This is a genomic window from Motilimonas sp. 1_MG-2023, from assembly GCF_030547455.1.
Taxonomy (GTDB): domain Bacteria; phylum Pseudomonadota; class Gammaproteobacteria; order Enterobacterales; family CBDFNC01; genus Motilimonas.
The window spans coordinates 11,669-34,201 of sequence record NZ_JAUOPX010000012.1 but is presented as its reverse complement, the minus strand read 5'-3'; the positions used below and the strand labels follow the sequence as shown (position 1 = coordinate 34,201).

Genomic DNA, 22,533 nt, shown 5'->3' with positions numbered 1-22,533 from the left:
CTTCACTTCTTATTATTTAGATTGCGCCATTAACGCCTCGATATCGGCAATGGACTTAGGCGCCGCAGCCGTTAAGTTATCAATGCCTTGCTGCGTGATAACAATATCGTCTTCGATACGAACGCCGATACCGTGCCACTTAGGATCGACATCCGCAGACGATGAAATATACAAACCGGGCTCAACGGTAATCACCATGCCAGGCGCGAGTAAACGTGAACGGTCAACAGATTGATAATCGCCCACGTCATGTACATCTAACCCTAACCAGTGGGAGAGTCCGTGCATATAAAAAGCTTTATATGCTTGTTCTTCTATTAACTGCTCGACTTCACCTTGCATTATACCTAACTCAAGCAAACCAGAAACCATGATATTTAAAACAATATCATTAGCTTGCTTAATAGATTTACCTGGACCTAATGCCGCCAGCGCAGCTTCTTGTGCGTCAAGCACTAATTGATAAATCGCTTTTTGTTCTGAGCTGAACTTGCCATTAACAGGAAACGTACGTGTAATGTCACCCGCGTACCCCGCATACTCAGCGCCAGCATCAATGAGAACTAACTCACCGTCCACCAGCTGCGATTCATTTTCGGTGTAATGTAAAATACAGGCATTTTCGCCACCACCAACAATAGTGCTATAGGCTGCGTCGCGCGCACCGTGCATCGCAAACTCGTGTAAAATACCGGCTTCAAGCTGGTATTCCCAAGCGCCAACACGGCATTCTTTCATCGCTCGAATATGACCCGCAACAGAAATATCTGCCGCTTTACGCATTAGTTCAATCTCAGCAGCTGATTTAAACAAGCGCATTTCATGTAGTTGCGGACGCCAATCAATAATTTGGCGCGGTTCACGCCAACCTTGACGCCCCCCTTGGCGCAGACGTGTTAGGGTTTGTTGTACCGTGGCCTCAGCGGCAGGATACTGGTTAAGCACAAAATATAAACTATCACGCTGATTCAACAACTCGATTAATTGTTCATCTAACGAGGTTAATTCAAATGCTTGATCAATCGCCAACGTATTAATAGCTGCTTCTGCACCTAAACGTCGACCGTGCCAAATTTCAGCCAAAGTATCTTTTGGGCGACAGAACAAGGTACGCGTTAATTGATTATCTTTTTTTACCAATACTAACCATGCATCGGGTTCGTTAAAGCCCGTTAAATAATAAAAATCACTGTCTTGGCGAAAACGGTACTCCGTATCACGACTACGTGTTTGCTCGTTTGCTGCGACAAAAATCGCAGCACTGTTGTCTAGCATCAACTCGCCGAATGCTGACTGGCGTAGATGAAATTCAGATTGCATTTAAATAACCTATGTTAAAAAAAATTAATGGTTAAGGCTTACTTAGCGTTAATCAATAAGCGTGAGCTTAAAGACAATCAATAAGCGCGAGCTTAAAGACAATCAATAAGCGCGAGCTTAAAGACAATCAATAAGCGCGAGCTTAAAGACAATCAATAAGCGTGAGCTTAAAGACGATCAATAAGCGTGAGCTTAAAGATAATCAATAAGCGTGAGCTTAAAGACGATCAATAAGCGTGAGCTTAAAGATAATCAATAAGCATAAGCTTAGTGCAGCGTAGGCTTATCATTCGTCGTAGTGAGGGGTTGCGCAAATTCGTTAAAACACAGAAGAGCAGCAATACGTAAATACTCAACAACTTCATTGAAGGCCAGCTCACTTTCTTCATCTTCTTGTTCAAAATCGAGGGAGACTTGTGAAATGTCACGAATATCGGTAATCAACTCTTGAATATTTTCAGGCGCTTTATTTAATTTAGATTGCATAATGCCAAAGCCCACGAGAAAACTTTGCGCCCACTGCGCCATTGCTTCCGCTCGCTCATCAAGGGGTTGCTCATCATCTGGAAGCAATAAGGTAAACGCCATGTTACCGTCTGTAAGTTGCTCACAAATAGCAGAATAAAGCTGCGTAGCCACTTTCTTAGGTTCAGCAGGTAAACCCAATCCTTCATTGATTAAATCATTAAATGGCGCTTCCCAACTGGTCGCATCAAGCTTTACACCTGCGCAAACAAGTCCCGCTAATACACCATGAACTTCCGCCGCGCCTACCATTAATGACGCAGATTCGAAGATACGGGTAACTTCATCAAAATCCGGCAATGTGTTTTTATCCATGGTTAACCTAAACTCACAATTAAAATTAATATATTACCTTAAATCCTAACATTGCCTTACTGTTGGCGCTAGCTAGGACTTGAAAGTTCACCCGTTGGCCTTTATAGTCGCAGCAGTTAGACATCTGAAACAGATGTTCGGTTAATTCTTGTGTTCGGAGTTCAGTGATGAGCCAATCGGCTGTCGAGATCAATATTTTAGGCAAATGTTATAAAATGGCTTGTCCCCAAGGACAAGAAGATGCGTTGCTTGGCGCAGCAGAAATATTGAATGAGAAAATTGCTGACCTAAAACAGCGCACTAAAATAGCTAAAAGTGAACAACTTGCAGTCATGGCCGCATTAAACTTTTGCCATGAACTAAAATTAGAACAAGCGAAAAACAATGAGTATGCTGATACCATGGCTCAGCGTATTCAAATGTTACAAAGTACCATTGAAAATGCGTTGATCGAAAAAGGCGTCAGCTCTAACGAGAAGTAAGTCTCGCACAACAATACAATTTTAATTCCTGGGGTGTTTGTCAATACGGTGACGTCCCTGAGCCGATAATTACAACACCGGGGATTTTGCTTGCTACTATTGCGCAGGCTCAGCATGTACTGAGAAGCCTACGGTAATAACAAAATCACCACCTTGAGCCGTCGGGTTCAAGGGCTTATACCGTGTAACGGCACCCTGGGTACTCCACTTATAGGCCCATACATACAATGAGCTTATGCAACAGGCCATACGGACTTTTCGTCATGCAGAAAACCCGTCATCAAATTAGACAAGATGTTCGCCAACTTAGGCGTCAACTTAGCCACCAGCAACAACATGATTACAGTCATCAGCTCAAGCAACAATTAACTCAGCACCCCAAGCTAAACCAAGCCAAAAAGGTCGCCCTTTATCTGGCTAACGACGGTGAACTTTGTCCACAGCCATTAATAGAATGGTGCTGGCAACAAGGCATCAAAACATATTTGCCGGTACTTGATCCAATCAATGAAGGCCACCTGTTGTTTTTGCACTACCACGCTAATAGCCCAATGCAAACTAACAAGTTTGGTATTGCTGAGCCTTGCCTTCATTCTAACCAGAAAACTAGCATTGAGCAGCTTGATGTTATCTTCACCCCCCTTGTGGCGTTTGACCATTTTGGTAATCGACTTGGTATGGGCGGCGGTTTTTACGACCGCACCTTAGCAAGCTTAAACAATATCGGCACATCACCTTACACCATCGGCTTGGCACACGATCTACAATGCTTACCTAAACTCCCAATTGAAGCATGGGACATTCCTCTACCGGAAGTCATCACCCCCAGTAAAATCTGGTCTTGGGGGAGTGTTTTTAAACCTGATGATACGCTATAATCCGCGCTTCTTTTAGCGTACTCTCGGAGCATAAGCATGACACAAGATGAAATGAAAAAAGCCGCTGGTTGGGCTGCACTAAAATACGTCGAGGAAGGCTCTATTGTTGGTGTTGGTACAGGCTCTACCGTGAATCATTTTATCGATGCCCTAGGTACGATAAAACATGACATAAAAGGCGCAGTATCCAGCTCTGAAGCCTCAACTGAACGCTTAAAAGCATTAGGAATTGAAGTATTTGACCTAAATAACGTGAGCGACCTGAGCATCTATGTAGATGGTGCCGATGAAATAAATGCCCACAACTACATGATTAAAGGCGGCGGTGCGGCATTAACCCGTGAAAAAATCGTGGCAGCGGTAGCTGACAAATTTATTTGCATTGTAGATAACACTAAACACGTTGATGTATTAGGTGATTTTCCATTGCCAGTGGAAGTGATTCCAATGGCGCGTAGTTATGTAGCACGCGAATTGGTTAAGCTGGGCGGCGATCCCGTATACCGAGAAGGCGTAATCACCGATAACGGTAACGTTATCATTGACCTGCATAATGTAAAAATTCTAGACCCGATCAAGCTAGAACAACAAATTAACAACATTGTTGGCGTTGTGACCAATGGCCTGTTTGCCCAACGAGGTGCAGATGTAGTGCTGGTTGGCAGCCCTGATGGCGTTAAAACGTTATAATTAGATCAAAAAAAGTGGTGTTAACGCGCCACATATGGGTTTTTTGTAGTAAATTTTCTAAAATAATTGTATCTTGTCAAGATTGACAAAATTTGAGCAATTGACACATTTGGGTTCGAGGGAAGTAGCATGACCACCTTTTCATTAGGCAAGGAAAAAATCAAAATTCTTCTGTTAGAAGGACTACATAGCAGCGCTGAAGAAACATTTAGAGCGGCGGGTTACACTAACATTGAAGCGTTAAAAACCTCCTTAAGCGAAGAAGATCTGAAAGAAAAGATCAAAGACGTTCATTTCGTTGGCATTCGTTCTCGTTCAAACTTAACAGAAGACGTGATCAACGCAGCTGAAAAGCTTGTTGCTATCGGTTGTTTCTGTATTGGAACTAACCAAGTTGACTTAAAAGCCGCGCAAATCAAAGGTATTCCTGTTTTTAACGCGCCATTTTCAAATACACGCAGCGTAGCTGAAATGGTGTTAGGCCAAATTTTAATGCTACTTCGTGGTATTCCAGAGAAAAATGCCAAAGCACATCGCGGCGAATGGCTAAAGTCTGCTGATAATTCGTACGAAGCGCGTGGCAAAAAACTGGGCATTATTGGTTACGGTCACATAGGTACACAGCTAAGTATTCTAGCTGAAAACCTTGGCTTTAACGTTTTCTACTACGACATCGAAAATAAACTATCGCTCGGTAATGCAACCCAAGTTGCCAGCCTACCAGAGCTGCTAGCTATGTCTGATATTGTTAGCTTGCATGTACCAGAAACGGCATCGACGAAACTCATGTTCGGCGCGACCGAGCTGTCACAAATGAAGCAAGGCTCAATCTTAATCAATGCATCACGTGGTACCGTAGTTGATATTGACGCACTAGTTGAAACGTTGAAAACAGATAAGCTATTCGGTGCTGCGATCGACGTGTTCCCAGTTGAGCCTAAATCAAATAACGACGAGTTTGTATCGCCTCTTCGCGGTTTTGACAACGTGATCCTAACCCCGCACATTGGTGGTAGTACACAGGAAGCACAAGAGAACATAGGTTACGAAGTTGCTGGTAAATTAGTGAAATACTCCGATAACGGCTCAACACTGTCTGCAGTTAACTTCCCTGAAGTTTCGCTACCAGAGCACGTTAAAACTAGCCGTTTACTGCATATCCATGAGAACATTCCTGGCATCATGATCCAAATTAACCAAGCTTTCTCTGATGAAGGTATTAATATCGTTGGTCAATATCTACAAACTAACGAGAACATTGGTTACGTAGTCATCGATGTTGCGAGTGATGATCGTGAAGGCGCACTTGATAAACTTAAAAATATTAAAGGCACACTACGTGCTCGCGTATTACACTAAGTTTGACAACGAGCGTTTTGACTCAGAAAAGGTGGCTTTAGCCACCTTTTTTATGGCCTAAATTTAACGGTATCAATCCTACCCTTCTGTTTTTTAACTATCATTATTTTTAATTGCTCTAAACAGAAACGAAAACAAGATGAAAGTGATGATGAGTAAGATCACAATATTCACAAAACAGTCATTAAAAAGACGTTCTTCTCAATTATATCTCTCCAATTGAAACAGCATAAAATACTGAATAGCATGAATTTATGTAACAATCTTGTAAAATTATGACCACCTAATACGCTATTTAAAATAGCCCTTTCATTTAGTGATAGCGCTATCAATCAAGCCTTTCCCGCCTAAACGGATTAAAAAAAACCGCTTTCTAATAATAACGCATTAGGCAGATTAAAATGCTAAAAAAAACCAAAAAAGCAGATTAGTTAGTTGGTTTACTCACTTTAAAAATACTCCTTTAACTATTAATTTTTTATTGATATAAAACATCGCAGCAAGGATTGCTAAGAATTGACGATTTTGTCGAGCAGCGGAACGCTCATTCATTTGTTAAATTTTTAGTCGTAGGTAACTCAACATGAGCCATATGATCCTCTGCCGACATCAAACTAAGTCCCAAAAGGGGTTTAGCTTAATCGAAACCATGATCACTTTATTCGTGCTCACCACTGGTTTGCTTGGCGTGGCGGCCTCTCAAGGCATAGCCAAAAAATCTGCCTATGAATCCAATCAACGAACACTCGCTAGCTTCATCGCCATGGATATCGCAGAGCGCCTACGCCTTAATCGCCAAGAGTTAATTTCTTCCCCAGAGCAATACGCTGTTGATAGCGTGGTAACCTCAGCTCTATCAATCGTAACCCCAAGATGTTCCGCTTGTGGGCAAGCTCAGCAGCGAGAGAAAGATCTCTTACACTGGGCTGCATTACTACAAGGGCAACAAGTCGTTCAAGACACTCGTGCCATTGGTGGCCTCAAACAAGCAGACGCCTGTATTGATTACGACACCAACAACGGCAAAGTACTTATTGTGATCAGTTGGACTGGTAGACAATCGCTTATTGATGGCGCCACTGACAGCAACAACTTTGAGAAAAAATGTGGCACATCCAGTAATGAGCGTCGTCAACTAATACTACGGACACTAGTAAAAGATGCATAACTCCCCGACTCAAAAACATCAAGCTGGTTACGGCTTAATTGAATGGATGATAGCTATCACTATTGGACTATTTCTGATCGCAGGCCTCTCTGCAGTATTCATAAACTCAAGAGTCGGCGCTCAAAGTACCAACCAAATGGGTGAGCTACAAGAAACCGGCAGAGTAGCACTGCAATTATTAACCCAAGATCTACGCCAAGTTGGCTTTTGGGGATTGGCCACAGCTAACCTTGTAACACGTTACAATGCGGTAAAAAGCAACGAAGTAATCGTGCCCAATTTAGCAAGTAGCAAAGATTGCCTTGATGATTTAGGTAATGGTTCCTTTCCGAAAAGTAGTGTGCAGTATCGTCAGTTTTGGTCATTCGAGCTGCCAGCTAATAGCAGTTTAAGCTATATGCATTGTCTCATTGACAATGACGCCAATACACAGCTGACTAAGGAAACCGATGTAATAAGCATCAAACGCTTACTAGGCCAATCAATATCTGTGCCTAGTGCCGGCTTAACAACCGCAACAGCCCCCTTTTTCTTCCAAGCAAATAATACTAAAGCGATGATTTTCAAAGGCAATGCTGCCATCCCCTCAGTGCCAACCTTAAACGACAGTGAAACCTGGCAATTTCTACATCATGTTTATTACCTAGATCGTCAACTTTCAACCAATACACCTAATTTACGCAGGCTAACTTTAAATACATCAGGCATGACATTGGAGCCCGTCTTATTATCAGGCATAGAAAACATGCAGATTCAATACATCGTTGAGAATGCAACCGGTAAGACCAGCTTTCAAACCAATGCACAACCTAATGATAAGGTGATTGGCGCCCAAGTGTTTGTATTGGTTAGAGCGCTCGACCAAAGCCACGGTTATAAAAATAACAACAGCTACCAACTGGGAGATAAAACCGTTCAGGTAAATGACAATTATCGCCGTCTATTAGTTTCAACTTCAGTAACATTTAATAATCCAGTATGGTTAAGCCAAGGAATTTAAGCTATGAGAACCCCCCATACTCAACGAGGAATTTCACTCTTTATTAGCATGTTAATGCTGGCCTTACTATCTGCTTTAACAACCTTACTGATGGCAAATGCCAGCTTAGATTTAAAAATGGCAGGCGCCGCGGCATTAAAAATTGATGCGGATCAGCAGCTAGAAGGCGCAATTGAAGAGTTACTAGCCAAAAATGATAGCGCACTGCAATTTGCTAGCGCCATCAAAGGCAGTCAATTCACCTTAACCCACATTAGCGGCGTTAGCTCAGCTGTCGCACAAGTGCAAGACCAACCAAGTTGTGCACGCAGCCGTAGACCAAGCTCTGACGGCATTTTTGCTTGCCGCTATCTGCACACAAAATTAAACCGTGATTATGGCCGCGCTAAAACGGGCAGTGGTCGCTTAGGAAATAACAGTGCTGGCTTAGGCATAGAACAAAAAACACTTAAAAACTAAACACGCCTTCCTAGGATGGGAAAGTGATGCGGATACTACCGCGGCACGCATAGGACGTATTAATTCAATTTCCAAAAAACATGGAAAGGATACTAATGTACAGATTCAAATTCTTACTACCCTTTACTGCTTTGCTCTGCACTAATGCGCTCGCAGATGATACAGAGTTATATATTGCCGATATTTCTGCGCAAAAAGGCCTTCGCCCGCAAGTTATGATCATCTTCGATAACTCGGGTAGCATGCGTGACTCAGAAATGCTCACTAAAGAAGCATTTGATCCCAATAAAGATTATGGCGAATCGGGACAACAAAAAATCTATTGGGGCGCGGCCGGACAACCGGTACCTGACGTAACCAGTAGCAATCAATTCAACATGAGTGAAAACAACTGCCAATCATCAATTAACCCATTGATAGATAATGGTAAATATACAGGCAACTTGAGGAGATGGAGTAGTAAAAGCCAAACTTGGCTGACTCTCAAAAAAAGTAGAGGGGTATATTTTGATTGTCGCGAAGATGCAGACAAGGATTTACTACAAAATCCAGGCTCTCAAGTTGACGGATACCCTATAAATGGCACGAAAACGGGCTACCAAGCAACAAAAGGGAGTAGTGTATTTATCGGTTCAGATGGTATTACCCTTTATACCGAGAAATACCTCGCTTGGTATCATCAACCCGATACAGTTAAGAAAAGTCGCTTAAGTATTGCTCAAGATGCGATTTCCGATTTGGTCAAATCAACACCTTCGGTTAACTTTGGTTTAACGGTATTTAACTACAATGACAGTGATGGTACCCGCAACGGTGGCCGTGTGGTTCGCGCCATTAAAGATATGAGCACTCAAGATCGACTGGATTTTAGTAGCGTCATTAATAACCAAGAAGCCAAAGGTAACACGCCGTTATGTGAATCACTCTATGAAGTCTATCGCTATTTTTCTGGAACAGGTGTTTACTTTGGTGATGATGATGCTGACTACGGTGGATATTATTTAGCTAATAAGCCGCCCAGAGATACCAATGCAGAAGCGCCAGAAGGCACTTATAAATCGCCTTACAAAACCTGTCAAGATAAGGCTTACGTAATCCTGATGACCGACGGTCAGCCAACTCAAGATAAAATGGCCGACAGTTTAATTGCTAGTTTAACCGGCGCTAAAGATTGGTACTCGAGCTACTTGCCAACACTAGCAAAACATCTCAACACAAAAGACATTAATAGCGATAAAGCAGGCACCCAAACAGTGTCCACTTTCACTATTGGCTTTGGTGAAGCTGCAACAACACAAGCTGGTGTTTTATTGTTAGAAACCGCGACTCAAGGTGGCGGCGAGTACTACCCCGCCACCGATGCAAAAGCGCTACAACAAGCTTTTCAAGAAACGATCATTAAAATTCTCGACCAATCCTCTAGTTTTAACGCACCTGCTGTTTCAGCCACTAGCTTTGATCGCACCCAACATCAAAACAACGTGTATTACTCAATGTTTATGCCAAGTAAAAAGCAGCGCTGGCGTGGCAACATTAAAAAACTCACTATTGATAAAAAAGGAATTTTACGCGACGCCAACAATTTACCCGCTATTTCGGCCAATGGTTACATCAGTGAAAATGCATCAACTGGTTGGGGCGGCGTAAATGATGGTAACTCTGTCAGCCAAGGAGGTGTAGCCGCAGCAATAGCTAAACAAACTAACCGTAAAATTTTCACCAATATTCAAGGTGCCTTGGTTACGCTAAACAAGCAAAACATTAAAACATATTTTAATGTCGCCACAGATAGTGACCTAGCTGTTGAGCTAGGGATAGATGTCACCAATCTTGATGAACACTTAAATTGGCTATTAGGCTACGATATCAATGACGCCAATGGTAATAATAACATTGCCGACTACCGCACCGATATCTTTGCCGATCCACTGCACTCAAAACCCACCGCCATTGTTTACCCAAGTGGTAACGACTCCACTCGATTAATGGTTGGCACCAATGCTGGCTTTGTCCATTTTTTCCATGATGAAGGCCAAACTGTCACAGAAGACTGGGCCTTTATTCCTGCTGAATTACTCAGTCATGGCTTAGGATTAATCAATGACAAAGATGCAGCGAGCCACCCTTATGGCATGGATGGCACAGCAACAGTATTTGACGTGACCCAAGGCTCCACAAAGCAATTGATTGCTGTAATGGGCATGCGCCGTGGTGGTAAAAGCTACTATGCCTTTGATATTACGACGCCAACCTCACCAAAACTACTTTGGGAAAAAAGCAAATCAGATAGCTCATTTAGTGAACTGGGACAAACTTGGTCAAAACCAAAATCCGGTTGGCTTAATGTTTCTGGTGACACAATCCCTGTATTTATTTTTGGCGCCGGTTACGACGTCAATAAAGATAATTGTAGTGGAGGCGACAACTGCTTAGATACTGAAGGGCGCGGCATTTTTATTGTCAATGCTAAAACAGGAGAGTTGATCTGGTCGAATAATACGACTTGCAGCGCCACTGATGCGCACTGTATGCAGCACAGTATTCCGAGTGAAATAGCTACTCTAGACAGCAATAGTGATGGCATTATTGATCGCCTGTATGCAGGTGATACTGGTGGCAACCTTTGGCGTATCGACTTAAAGGGTGACTCACCGTCGGCTTGGAGTACCATCAAGCTAGCAAAACTCAGTGATGCCACAACCACAGGTGATCGCCGTATTTTCACCCCACCCACCATTGCTCGTAGCTTGATCCAAAAAGTGATTAAAGTAGATGAAAGCTATCAAGTTTACGATCAAGCCGTTGATATGGTGCTGGTTGGCACAGGTAATCGCGCCAAACCCGCCTCTGACATCAGTAATCAAGATACGTTCGTGATGATTAAAGATACTCATATTTTACCCACTACTTTTGGCAGTAACGGCGTGGAAAAGCCAACCCCCATTAAATTTGGCGATCTGTTCGATATCACTAATAACCCGATTGAAAGTAGTACTGACTTAATGCTGTCTCGCGCCACTTTAAGCAGCAATTCCGGCTGGCGCTATCAATTCAAAGGCAAAGGTGAAAAGTCGCTGGGGGGCCCCTTAGTGCTCGCTGGCACAGTATACTTTACCTCTTTTTCCCCTAATGCCACTGCAAACTTACAATGTGGTATTGGTGATCTTGGTCTAGGCAAGCTCTATGCCGTTAATCTATTTGATGGCACCAATACTCAAACTTGGCGTGAAAAAGAAATTGGTAACCAGGTTCCTGATACCATTGTGGCGCATTCTGGTGAAGATGAGCAGGGACAATCAGTCATTCGTCTTCTTGGCGTCGGCCAGGGCGAACAAATATCAGTAGTGATCCCAGAAGATCCCAACAACGGCACTGAAGAGCAAGAAGTGAACACTGGCACCCAATCAACCGATGCCAACATGAAACCAAACCGGATCTACAGCTACTTTGAGGAATTATAATGAGGGGCGAATACGTGAAAAACCAGCAAGCTTTTACCCTTATTGAAATTATGATCACAATAGCAATAGTCGGCATATTGGCTGCTATAGCCTACCCTAGTTATATGCAGTATGTACTCACTAGCAGCCGATCTCAAGCAACTACAGAGTTGACTGAAATAGCCAATTTACAGGAACAATACTATCTCGATCATAATCGTTATGCAGCCAGTTTAGATCAGCTAGGCTACTCCAGTAGTAGCATCTCGACCGAAAATGGCCGATTTAACATCAAGGTAAGTTCAACAAACCGCGAAATTGATTTTACTGTAACGGCAAAAGCCATCGGCCAGCAATTAAAAGATACGGCGTGTTTAACGTTCACGCTTAATTATCAGCAACAAAAAGGGGCGACATCGAATGATTGCTGGAAAAAATAACCCTAAACACTACCGTCATCGCATTGGAGTGCTCTTAGTATCAAGCCTACTGCTGAGCCAAGCGCAAGCGCAAGCGCAAGCGCAAAAGCCATTACAAGAATACCGCTGCGCTATGATCTTGGCTGATAATGAACCCTATATAGGTCGTTACCAATATCAATCAGAATATAAATCAATGGATAAAATGCAAAAAAGCACCATAGAAAAAGCCGGAGAATCAGTATTTCAAGCAGACGGGACAACTTTAATCGCAGTGAAAAAAGTACTTGAATGCGCACACTCAGGCCAGAGCTTTACCTCTGACGCAGCAAAGGCAGTAGAAGAAAATTTTGATTACTAAAATTTTCTAGTCAGTAACACATAACTCTGTTTGTGATTTAGTCATGTACCTAAAGTCATTACTAAACCACATAGAAACAGAACAAGGTTATTAATGTTCTCCCCTCGTGATGAGGGGACTTTTATCTCGAATAATTTTCCCGTCGTAATTATTGCCCGCAACAAAAATCAAAAAATAAAAACAAGCATAATCAAACACCTTGCAAAAATGATCACATTAAAGGTCATAGTTGTAAAGGATCCTGACAGCAAGAAAAAAAAACGCAGATATACTTAAGTACTAGACGGATTAGTTTATTTGTTTTCTAACCAAAAGGAGGCTGGTAATGGTAACAACAGACTGGCTTCAAAGACCCCAAATGAAAACTACGTTTTTGCGCGGCTTTAGTTTAATTGAAGCAATGATCACGCTGTTTATATTAACCACCGGATTATTAGGTGTGGCAGCATCCCAAGGAATCGCTAAAAAATCAGCTTTTGAGTCGCAACAGCGAACCCTTGCTAGCTTTATCGCGATGGACATAGCCGAGCGCATTCACCTAAATAGCAGCGAATTTATCAACGCCCCCGACCTTTATGCTGTTAGCAGTGTTATTGAAACCGCTAAGACGTTAACGCAACCCAAATGCTCCAGCTGCTCAGCCAGCGAGCGCCGTACTATTGATCTGATCCATTGGCAAAATCTGCTTAAAGGAACGCAAGTTAGTGACAACGCACGCGCAATTGGTGGCCTTACAAAGGCCGATGCCTGTATCGGTTACGAAACCACATCAGGCTTGGTCACTATCATTATTAGCTGGCAAAGCCGACAACAACTTGAAGATGGTGCAGATACCTCAGTGACGTTAGCCAAGAACTGTGGCGCAGAAAGCAAAGAGCGCCGGCAAATCACTATTACAACGTTGGTCAGAAATGCGTAGAACAAGGCTAAAGCAACGAGGATTCGGCATCATCGAATGGATGATAGGAATGACTATCGGGCTATTTCTAATTGGCGGGATCACCGCGGTATTTGTTCAATCTCGTGCTGGCTCACAAAACACCAATCAAATGGGTGAACTACAGGAAACAGGACGAATTGCACTGCAATTAATCAGCCAAGACCTTAGGCAAGTCGGATTTTGGGGAGTGGCCACCTCACACTTAATGACAAGGCTGAATGCGACCGTTAACAAAGAAATTACCACACCAACGCTTAGCAGTAGTAGTGATTGCACTGACGATTTAGGCGGAGGCTCCTTCCCCAAAGGCAGCGTTCAATTTCGGCAATTTTGGTCATTTGAAATCCCTCAGTTGTCGAGCCTGAGCTATATGCGCTGTATTATTGATGACGACCCAGACTCACAACTTAAACGCGGTTCGGATGTTATCACGCTAAAACGCTTAATGGGCAAAAGAGAGCCAATACCAGCAGCAGGTACTGTTACTGCAGACGGTCCTTTTCTATTAATGGGTAGCCACAGTAAAGCCGCTATTTTTGCATCCGGCTCAACCCCGCCAAGTGACCCATCTTTCACTAGTAGTCATGCTTGGCAATACTTACATCATGTGTACTTTTTAGATCGTTCTCTCAGTACCAATACTCCTCGACTTCGCCGAATGAGCCTTAATAACAGCGGCATGGCTTTGGAGCCAATTTTATTATCTGGCGTTGAAGACATGCAATTACTCTATATCGTTGAAGAAGCCAATGGCAATACTAATTACCAGACCTCGGCATTATCAAATGACAAAGTGATTGGCGTTGAAGTTTTTATTTTAGTTAGAGCTTTAGAAGAGAGTAAAAGTTACTTAAACCAAAATACCTATACCCTAGCGGACAAAACAATCACAGTGAACGATAATTTTAGACGCTTATTGGTATCCAGTGTTATTAGCTTTAGTAATCCAATGTGGCTAGATAAGGCAATCTGATGGAGGCAGAAATGAAATTTCAGCAAGGCATTGCACTATTTATCAGTATCATTTTACTGCTCCTATTATCAGGATTAACGACACTGCTAATGTCTAATGCCAGTCTAGATCTCAAAATGGCGGGGGCCAGTGCGCAACGGATAGATGCCGACCAACAATTAGAAGGCGCAATCAGCGAAATATTAACGAATGCCAATGCTAGTCAACAATTTGCTACGGCCGCACTCGATACTAAATTTGAAGTAAAACACATTAAGAACATTAGCACCGCTATTATTGCCATAAATGAACAGCCTAGCTGCGCACGTAGTAAGGAGCCAAGCTCGGTCGGCTTATTCTCTTGTCGCTATTTAGACACCCGGCTATCGAAACAATATGGCCGCGCCAAAACAGGCGGTGGTCATCAAGGTGAAAACGCTGCAGGACTGGGCGTAGAACAAAAGTTACTGAAAAAATAGAACATACTTATTCTGGATGAATAAGCATGGATAAACACACTGCTTAACGCCTTCATGGATCATTCGCGCGCGGCAGTATTTATCTAGAATAGGGTGACTCATGAAAAAGCGATTTTTAATTCCCGCAGCCACTATTAGTATGTGCAGTGCGGTTATTGCAGATGACACAGAGCTCTATATCGCGGATGTTTCTGCTCAAAATGGGTTAAGACCGCAAGTAATGATCATCTTTGATAACTCTGGCAGTATGCGCAATACCGAGCTATTAACTAAAGAGCCCTTCAACCCTGCGACAGACTATGGAGAGCCTAATAGCGGTAAAATATATTGGTCAAAAGCAGGTGATGGAGTCCCCAGTAAAGATGATGACAACTATTTTTTAACAACCAAGAACAATTGTCAATCATCTATTGCCCCCCTCAGTTCATCAGGTAAATACACGGGTAATATGCGCCGTTGGTATGCAAAAAAACGCACTTGGCGAACCCTTTCTTCAGATAATGGAGCTTGGTTCGACTGCCGTGAAGATGTCGACTACAAAGTCACCAGCAACCCAGCCAGTGGTGATGTTGGCTACCCAAGAAATGGTTCAAATAATCCCTATAGTAGTACTGCTAGCACCGATATATTTCGCGGTAACGATGGCGTTACGCTCTATACAGAAAAATACCTTTATTGGCACTATCAAAATAATACCATTTCGAAAAGCCGTTTAGCGATAGCTCAAGATGCCATTTCTGAGCTGGTGCGCTCCACCCCTTCAGTTAATTTTGGCCTCACTGTTTTTAATTACAACGCGTCAGATGGCACTCGTAATGGAGGCCGGATTGTACGAGCTCTTAGTAATATGACTGAGCTAGACAGAGCCAGCTTTAGTAATACTATTAATGCTCAACAAGCGATGGGAAATACACCATTATGTGAGTCTTTATATGAAGTTTATCGCTACTTTGCAGGGTTAGGTGTTTACTTTGGCGATGATGACTATGATTACGGCTCTTACTTAGCAAATAAACCGCCAAGAGATCTGAAAGCTGAAAGCCCCGAAGGCACCTATGCCTCCCCCTATAAAACCTGTCAGGATAAGGCCTACGTCATTTTAATGACAGATGGAGAACCCACTCAGGACGGTAAAGCGGATTCGCTTATCTATAGCCTAACCAAGGGTAGCTCGTCATATTCAAGCTATATGCCTGCACTGGCAAAATACATGAATAACAACGACATTAATCTCAATAAAACAGGTAAGCAAATCATCTCAACCTACACAATAGGTTTTGGCGATGGCGCCACCTCTGGCGCAGGTGGGTTATTACTTGAAACCGCGAAGCAAGGCGGAGGTGAATATTTCCCAGCAACGGATGCTGCCGACTTACAGCAAGCTTTTCAAGAAACCATCATTAAAATACTCGATCAATCTTCAAGCTTTAATGCCCCCGCGGTATCAGCCACCAGCTTTGACCGCACGCAACATCAAAACACTATTTATTACTCGATGTTTATGCCCAGTAAAAAGCAGCGCTGGCGAGGCAACATTAAAAAACTCACCATAGACAATAAAGGTGTACTGCGCGATGCGAATAAAGCGGCAGCAATAGATGACAATGGCAATATTCGAGAAGGCGCTTCGACCGCTTGGGGCGGGGTTAATGATGGTAACTCAGTGACCCAAGGTGGTGTTGCAGATGCCATTGCAGCACAAAGCTCTCGAACACTTTATACCAACACAGGTAATAGCTTAATTACTCTATCACTTGATAGTATAAAAACACACTATTCAGCGAGCACTAATCTAGCTTTGGCAACGGAACTTGGCACTGACGAAACTGGTTTAACCCGACAAGTTGAGTGGCTGTTAGGCCTAGATGTTGATGACCTTGACGATGATGGTAATACTGCTGACTATCGCAACGATATTTTTGCCGATCCACTCCACTCAAAACCGACCACCATTAACTATCCTTCCAGTGATAGCAGCAATACAAGATTACTAGTTGGAACTAACGCTGGTTTTGTGCACTTTTTTCACGATAAAGGGGAAACGGTTACTGAAGAATGGGCATTTATTCCAGATGAGTTACTTGACCACGGCTTATCCCTAATTAAAGATGTTGATGCCCCTGAACATCCATATGGCATGGATGGCAGTGCGGCGGTGATGGAAATAATGAACGGTGAGGAAAAACAAATCATTGCCATAATTGGCATGCGCAGAGGGGGGAGAAGCTATTACACCTTTGATCTCACTTCACCAACATCCCCAAGTCTGCTGTGGCAGATTTCGAATAACTCACTAGGCTTTGAAGAGCTTGGACAAACGTGGTCAAAACCGCAATCGGGCTTTCTCCCTATCAATGGCAAAGTAACACCAGTGTTTATATTTGGTGCCGGTTACGACACTAATCAAGATACCTGTAGCAAAAGCGCAACCGACCCTTGCATCGATAGCCAGGGACGCGGTGTGTTTGTGGTAAACGCGCAAACAGGGGAAAAAATCTGGTCTAGCAATATTAGCTGTGACAGTAGTGATCTGCACTGTATGCAATACAGTATTCCAAGTGAAGTAACGGCTTTTGACAGTGATGATAATGGCTATCTCGACCGAGTTTATGCGGGAGATACAGGAGGGAATCTTTGGCGTATTGATATGGTTGGCGAGCCTAGTAATTGGACTCATATAAAACTAGCTAGTTTAAGTGACAACAGCACTAAAGGCGACCGAAGAATATTTAATGCGCCTACTGTTGCTCGAACCTTAATTCAAAAAATCGTGGCTGTTGATGATAGCTATCAAGTATTCGATCAGGCTATTGACATGGTATTGGTTGGCACGGGCAACAGAGCCAAACCTGCTTCAGATATCAGTAACCAAGATACCTTTGTGATGGTGAAAGATAGCTATATTCTCCCGACCCTATTTAGCGCAACAAAGCCGACCCCGGTGACGTTCACCGAACTATTTAATATAACCGATAACCCAATCGCAACCAGTACCGATTTAATGTTATCCCGCGCTAACCTAAGCAGCCATGCCGGCTGGCGCTATGACTTTGGCAATCTAGGGGAGAAATCACTCGGCGGTGCGCTCGTTATATCAGGGACGGTTTATTTTACCTCTTTTTCACCCAATGCGACGGCAAACCTAGATTGCGGAATAGATGACCTTGGATTAGGCAAGCTCTATGCTGTCAGTTTATTTGATGGGACTAGTCAACATTCATGGCGCGACAAAGAAATAGGTAACCGCGTGCCCGACACATTAGTAGTTCACTCTGGCACCAACCAAGAGGGCAAATCAGAACTACGCTTACTCGGTGTCGGACAAGGTGAACAGGTGAATGTAGTCGTTGGTGATAATCCAGAAGAGAATGCTGAAACTGAAACCGTCAACAGTGGTTCACAAACAACCAATGCAACCATGAATCCCAAACGCATCTACAGTTTCTTTGAGGAGCAATAACTTGAGCAGCACACAGCCTAACCAAGGTTTTACACTAATAGAGGTTATGATAACGGTCGCTATCGTTGGTATTCTTGCCGCTATTGCTTACCCTAGCTACATGCAATACATACTAACCAGTAATCGTAGCCAAGCGACGGTGGAGCTGACAGAGATTGCTAACTTACAAGAGCAATACTACCTTGACCACAATCAGTATGCTGACGATCTGAGTTTGCTTGGTTATCCTAGTGCGAGCATAGAAACACAAGGAGGCAGCTACAAGGTGAAGCTAAGCAATACAGATCGGCTGATAGACTTTACCGTTACCGCCACCCCTATCAACCGCCAAGCGGGAGACAGCCATTGCGCGAGTTTCACTCTAAATCACCAACAAATAAAAGGAGCCACTCATGATGACTGCTGGCAATAGTCGCCCCTTAGTCTCGCTTGTGGGGGGCTTTTTGTTAATTGTCCCTCATTTCACTTATGGGCAAGAATCGATAATCAAGCAAGAGTATAAGTGTGCCTTGCAACTTGAGAATGGCGAACCCTATTTAGGCCACTTTTCTTACTTTTCCAATTATCCCTCAGACGATAAAATGCAACAGGATATAAAAAAATCTAACATAACAACGGTATACGACACTGATGGAAAAACCCCCATCGGCATCACTAAATGGGTTGAATGTGTCGCAAAGACAAATAGCTTTCAAACAAAAGCGGCTCAAAATATAGAGCAAACCTTTGATCAATAATTCAAAGGACAGGCAACTATTTGGCCGGCAATTAAAGCTATCTTATTGGTCTTGCATTGATAAACGTCAACCTTAAGTGACGACGGGAGAAACCGAAATGCAAAGTCATTACAAATGAGGTTACTGATACTGAGATAGATTATATAATTGACGTTAACTATGACACTTTGAAATAGAGCCCTGTTCAGCCACTTTAGCTCTGCCTGAACTACTAATAACGACACCTTTTTTAACGCTTTCCTTGTCATCACAATAATAGAAAATGGCAGATCCTGAAACATTTCGGGTTAAGCCATCGGCGCCAAAGCGTACACTTTTTTGCTCAAAACTCACTTGGTCACTTTCATGAAAAGCACTACCCGACTTAAGTAAGGTTTCACCCGTATCGAGCTTGTCGTTTTCATTCGTGTCGATAAATACATCAACCCCCTTGCTCCAATCACTGGTACACGCAGAGCCACCAGCTAGCGGACAAACTGCAACGGTGGTCATATTATTAACGGCTTGGTTTCGTGCATACATTAAATCTCGAGCAATACCATTAACAGCGCTAAAAGCACGAGAATCGGCAGACAAGGAAGCAAAATTAGGGGCAGCAATCATTAGCATAATGCCTGCGATTGCGATGACGGTAAGCACTTCAACTAAGGTAAACCCATGACTCTTTTTTAACATAACAGACCTAGAAAGATTATTAGTAAATAGCATGCAACATATCCATGTCGCTCATTCAGTCCGTTAGTCACACATTAAGAGGCGTGTAATATCGCTGTAAAATAATACACACTCCTTAGTAAAAGTGCCTTATCTATAATAATTATAGGTCACAGTTTTACTTTTTATTTTTCACATTGAGGGTAAAAACAACCTGTATTTCATCTCTTACTGTTAATTCGTCATGGAGATAACCGCCTGATGGCGCGCTCTCCATTAACATCGCCGATTTAGCTCGCACAACTGGCACATTGTTACGTTGCTGGTAATTTATTTGGTAGATAGGCCCTAACGTGGCATCAAACGACTTAGCTAGCATTGCCGCTTTTTCTTTAGCACTTTCAATCGCTAATTGGCGAGCTTGCATAGCAAGGGCGGTGTTATCTTGCATCACAAATCGTATATTATTAACTTGCTGCAATTCTTGGCTTAAAATCAGATCAAGTAATTGACTTAATTTGTCTAGCTCCGTCAGTGATACCGTTAAATTACGCGACGCTTTATAACCCACTAAAACAGGTTTGCCTTTACCTTGCTCTGGATACTGATATTCAGGGTGAGTATAAAGTGTTTGCGCCACAATTTGCTGTTCACTTAAACCAAGTTGCTTCGCAGCCAAACCAATAAACTGTTCAACACGTTTGTCTAATTCTTGTTTTGCCTGCAACCCATCAGAATGGATCACCTCCGCACTCACTTCAATAATCGCCATATCAGGACTCGCTTTGACTTCAGCAAAACCTGTAGTGATAACATGTGGCCCATCGGGCAGTTGCCCTGCAAATAATGAGGAACTGAATAAACAAAGTGAAATAATGATCGCGCGCATGTTTGATACTCCAAAAATTAATATACCGTTTTGTTAACCCATTTTTAAGAAAAAGGGGTTAGCTTTCAATATCAATTTTTTCTAGTTTCATTGGTGGTGAGATAAAACCTTGGTAAGCATCGATATGCAAACCTGACAAGAGATCTAATTTAATTTGATTTTCAACTCGCGTGGCTATAGTGAGGATATTTAGCTTAGTTGCAGCCTGACAAACCGCTTCTAAAAACTCGCTATCTCCTTTAATTTCATTCACTTGATTGGTATAGCTGTGGTCAACCTTAACGTAACTAGGTCGCAACTGTTCCAAGTAATTTAGAGACTGAAAATGACGCCCATATTGGTCAATCCCAAAACAGAAACCAGCCTCTTTTATTATGTCTATCAAAGGAGCCACGTCTTCGGCATGAGCAACAAAAACTGTTTCTGGTAACTCTAAAATAACTTTATGCTTCAAAGCCTTATTTTGCTCCAAGAAGCGTCCTAGCCAATCGTGAAAATCACTATCTACACATGAAGTAAGCGTTAAGTTTACCGCTATCGACTCATAGGAAGAAAAGTTTAGCTGCTGAGGCAGTTTTTTCAGTACATATTGGTCAAACAAACACCCTAGTTTAAAGTGCTCTATCGCAGGCATAAACTGACCAGCAAAATAAGTATGATCTTCTTTTACAATGTAAGTAAATAGTTCTGCATGTAATACCTGCTGATCGACCTTGCTCAATACCGGCTGTGCCTTAAAGCAAAACAAATCTTGATGGATAGCTTCTTGTACTAAATGCTTCCAACCCACTCGACCTAAATTATACTGTTCGGTGCACTCAATTAGATGAATAGGCGCACCTCGTTGCGAACGAGCAATTTGCAAGGCATTGTCGGCTCGACTAAGTAACTCCGTCACAGATTCATTCTCGGTTCGCTGAACTAAACCAATATAAGAAATAGATGGCGCGGCATCCATCGGGCTCACAACCAACTCTGACACCGCCCACTGCATACGCTGTGCGATAGCCAGCAACTGATCCTTTTCCTGTCCTGGTAACAAACAAGCAAATTCATTCACCGACAATCGAGCCACTACAAAGCTGTCATCACTGCTTAAAGCCTCAACTAGTGCGCCAGCACATAGACTAACAAGTTGGTTTCTGCCATCTTCTCCTTGCTCTACGTAAACATCATCAAGTACATCTATCGATAATAAAGCCAAACCGCCGCTACCTGATTCGTCTATCCACGCTTTGGCTTGCCCCATAAAGTAAGCTCGATTACCTAATCCTGAAACCTCATCACGAAAAATTTTGTCACGGATCGTTTCAGCTACCTCCGCTTGCTGTTGAAACTGTAAGTTAATCGTAGAGCTCATCTCGTTTAATGCTTTGGCAACCCCTTCCAACTCTTGCACATGGGGAACTGAAATCGGCTCCACTGAGTGATGATGCTGTAAGTCTTCAGCGCCATGGCTAAGATCGTCTAATGGCTTGAGTAAGCGCTTTATTAATGTACACGCCAGTAATACGGAAAAGATATAAATAAATAGCAGCCAAATAATTAATTCCTTAACTTGTTGCCACAATAAGCCATAAACAGGTAACGGCGATGACTCAAAGGTGAGCACTAACTCACCAATGGCAGAGTCTGAAACAGGTAAAGATTGCGACAAAACGGGAACATGAAACAGCGCTTTAAACCAAGATGGCGCACTGTCCACTATGTTAGTGTTATCAATAATTAATACAGCTTTACCTTGATTGTCAATCAGTTTAGCTCGCGCAATCCCTTGCTGCAGCAACTGCTCATTTAAGATATATTTAGCACCTTGTAACTGAGACTCGAATAAAGCAGGCTGTAGATCATTACTTATTTGCTCCGAAAGTTGTACAAACTGGCGCGACTCATTCCCTAGGGTCTCTCCTTTAATGGCCAAAAAACCATAGTAAAAAGCGACGCAAAGTACCAAAGTAAAAATAAAAAACACAGCAAGACTTAATTGTTTATACAGAGTCATGATG

The 22,533-nt window shown here is 42.8% G+C and carries 21 protein-coding genes and 1 other RNA gene; 17 read left to right on the top strand and 5 right to left on the bottom strand.

The genetic code is table 11. The annotated features are described in order from the left end of the window. Nucleotides 1-12 precede the first annotated feature (12 nt). Complete coding sequence (gene pepP, locus Q4519_RS08365; RefSeq protein WP_303511541.1) at nucleotides 13-1,320, bottom strand: Xaa-Pro aminopeptidase; 1,308 nt, start codon at nucleotides 1,318-1,320, stop codon at nucleotides 13-15. Nucleotides 1,321-1,587: 267 nt separating this feature from the next. Beyond that, nucleotides 1,588-2,160 carry a UPF0149 family protein gene (locus tag Q4519_RS08360; protein WP_232803474.1) on the bottom strand — a complete coding sequence of 191 codons (573 nt, stop codon included), beginning with the start codon at nucleotides 2,158-2,160 and terminating at the stop codon, nucleotides 1,588-1,590. Nucleotides 2,161-2,327: 167 nt separating this feature from the next. Here Q4519_RS08360 and zapA point away from each other — a divergent pair, with 167 nt between their 5' ends. From zapA to Q4519_RS08275, 17 genes are all read left to right on the top strand, one after another. Then, on the top strand, nucleotides 2,328-2,642 hold the full coding sequence (zapA, locus tag Q4519_RS08355) for a cell division protein ZapA (RefSeq protein WP_232803473.1): 315 nt from the start codon (nucleotides 2,328-2,330) through the stop codon (nucleotides 2,640-2,642). A 22-nt stretch (nucleotides 2,643-2,664) separates the two neighbouring features. Beyond that, a non-coding RNA gene (gene ssrS / locus Q4519_RS08350) (6S RNA) lies at nucleotides 2,665-2,848 on the top strand. Between the two features lie 57 nt (nucleotides 2,849-2,905). After that, nucleotides 2,906-3,520, top strand: coding sequence for a 5-formyltetrahydrofolate cyclo-ligase (locus tag Q4519_RS08345; protein WP_232803472.1), 615 nt, complete (start codon nucleotides 2,906-2,908; stop codon nucleotides 3,518-3,520). A 36-nt stretch (nucleotides 3,521-3,556) separates the two neighbouring features. Then, nucleotides 3,557-4,210, top strand: coding sequence for a ribose-5-phosphate isomerase RpiA (gene rpiA / locus Q4519_RS08340; protein WP_232803471.1), 654 nt, complete (start codon nucleotides 3,557-3,559; stop codon nucleotides 4,208-4,210). 129 nt (nucleotides 4,211-4,339) lie between these two features. Next, nucleotides 4,340-5,569, top strand: coding sequence for a phosphoglycerate dehydrogenase (serA, locus tag Q4519_RS08335; RefSeq protein ID WP_232803470.1), 1,230 nt, complete (start codon nucleotides 4,340-4,342; stop codon nucleotides 5,567-5,569). Between the two features lie 583 nt (nucleotides 5,570-6,152). Continuing rightward, nucleotides 6,153-6,737 carry a type IV pilus modification protein PilV gene (gene pilV / locus Q4519_RS08330; protein WP_232803469.1) on the top strand — a complete coding sequence of 195 codons (585 nt, stop codon included), beginning with the start codon at nucleotides 6,153-6,155 and terminating at the stop codon, nucleotides 6,735-6,737. Then, nucleotides 6,730-7,737 carry a PilW family protein gene (locus Q4519_RS08325; protein WP_232803468.1) on the top strand — a complete coding sequence of 336 codons (1,008 nt, stop codon included), beginning with the start codon at nucleotides 6,730-6,732 and terminating at the stop codon, nucleotides 7,735-7,737. The genes pilV (Q4519_RS08330) and Q4519_RS08325 overlap by 8 nt, the downstream gene beginning before the upstream one ends. A gap of 3 nt (nucleotides 7,738-7,740) precedes the next feature. Then, complete coding sequence (locus Q4519_RS08320; protein WP_232803467.1) at nucleotides 7,741-8,196, top strand: hypothetical protein; 456 nt, start codon at nucleotides 7,741-7,743, stop codon at nucleotides 8,194-8,196. Between the two features lie 95 nt (nucleotides 8,197-8,291). Next, entirely contained in the window at nucleotides 8,292-11,657 is a 3,366-nt protein-coding gene (locus Q4519_RS08315) for a pilus assembly protein (protein WP_303511536.1), read from the top strand. After that, a complete protein-coding gene (locus Q4519_RS08310; RefSeq protein WP_282561178.1) occupies nucleotides 11,657-12,076 on the top strand; it encodes a type IV pilin protein in 420 nt (139 codons plus the stop codon). The genes Q4519_RS08315 and Q4519_RS08310 overlap by 1 nt, the downstream gene beginning before the upstream one ends. Next, the gene (locus Q4519_RS08305) at nucleotides 12,057-12,416 is read left to right on the top strand and encodes a TapY2 family type IVa secretion system protein (protein WP_303511533.1); all 360 of its coding nucleotides are present in this window, start codon (nucleotides 12,057-12,059) and stop codon (nucleotides 12,414-12,416) included. Before Q4519_RS08310 ends, Q4519_RS08305 begins: the two co-directional genes overlap by 20 nt. A gap of 358 nt (nucleotides 12,417-12,774) precedes the next feature. Then, a complete protein-coding gene (pilV, locus tag Q4519_RS08300) occupies nucleotides 12,775-13,335 on the top strand; it encodes a type IV pilus modification protein PilV (protein WP_303511531.1) in 561 nt (186 codons plus the stop codon). After that, nucleotides 13,328-14,329, top strand: a complete 1,002-nt coding sequence (locus Q4519_RS08295) for a PilW family protein (RefSeq protein WP_369293055.1) — start codon at nucleotides 13,328-13,330, stop codon at nucleotides 14,327-14,329. The genes pilV (Q4519_RS08300) and Q4519_RS08295 overlap by 8 nt, the downstream gene beginning before the upstream one ends. Nucleotides 14,330-14,340: 11 nt before the next feature. After that, complete coding sequence (locus tag Q4519_RS08290; RefSeq protein ID WP_232803462.1) at nucleotides 14,341-14,787, top strand: PilX N-terminal domain-containing pilus assembly protein; 447 nt, start codon at nucleotides 14,341-14,343, stop codon at nucleotides 14,785-14,787. Nucleotides 14,788-14,887: 100 nt separating this feature from the next. After that, nucleotides 14,888-18,247 (top strand): pilus assembly protein, encoded by a 3,360-nt coding sequence (locus tag Q4519_RS08285; protein WP_303511527.1) that lies wholly within the window; start codon nucleotides 14,888-14,890, stop codon nucleotides 18,245-18,247. A 1-nt stretch (nucleotide 18,248) separates the two neighbouring features. Further along, a complete protein-coding gene (locus Q4519_RS08280) occupies nucleotides 18,249-18,659 on the top strand; it encodes a type IV pilin protein (protein ID WP_303511526.1) in 411 nt (136 codons plus the stop codon). Continuing rightward, nucleotides 18,640-18,984, top strand: coding sequence for a hypothetical protein (locus tag Q4519_RS08275; protein WP_232803460.1), 345 nt, complete (start codon nucleotides 18,640-18,642; stop codon nucleotides 18,982-18,984). The genes Q4519_RS08280 and Q4519_RS08275 overlap by 20 nt, the downstream gene beginning before the upstream one ends. 153 nt (nucleotides 18,985-19,137) lie before the next feature. Here the strand turns inward: Q4519_RS08275 and Q4519_RS08270 are convergent, their stop codons facing one another. From Q4519_RS08270 to Q4519_RS08260, 3 genes are all read right to left on the bottom strand, one after another. Continuing rightward, complete coding sequence (locus Q4519_RS08270) at nucleotides 19,138-19,659, bottom strand: GspH/FimT family pseudopilin (RefSeq protein WP_232803459.1); 522 nt, start codon at nucleotides 19,657-19,659, stop codon at nucleotides 19,138-19,140. A gap of 157 nt (nucleotides 19,660-19,816) precedes the next feature. Next, complete coding sequence (locus tag Q4519_RS08265) at nucleotides 19,817-20,527, bottom strand: SIMPL domain-containing protein (RefSeq protein WP_303511523.1); 711 nt, start codon at nucleotides 20,525-20,527, stop codon at nucleotides 19,817-19,819. 58 nt (nucleotides 20,528-20,585) lie between these two features. Continuing rightward, the gene (locus Q4519_RS08260) at nucleotides 20,586-22,529 is read right to left on the bottom strand and encodes an EAL domain-containing protein (RefSeq protein WP_303511521.1); all 1,944 of its coding nucleotides are present in this window, start codon (nucleotides 22,527-22,529) and stop codon (nucleotides 20,586-20,588) included. Nucleotides 22,530-22,533: the final 4 nt, after the last annotated feature.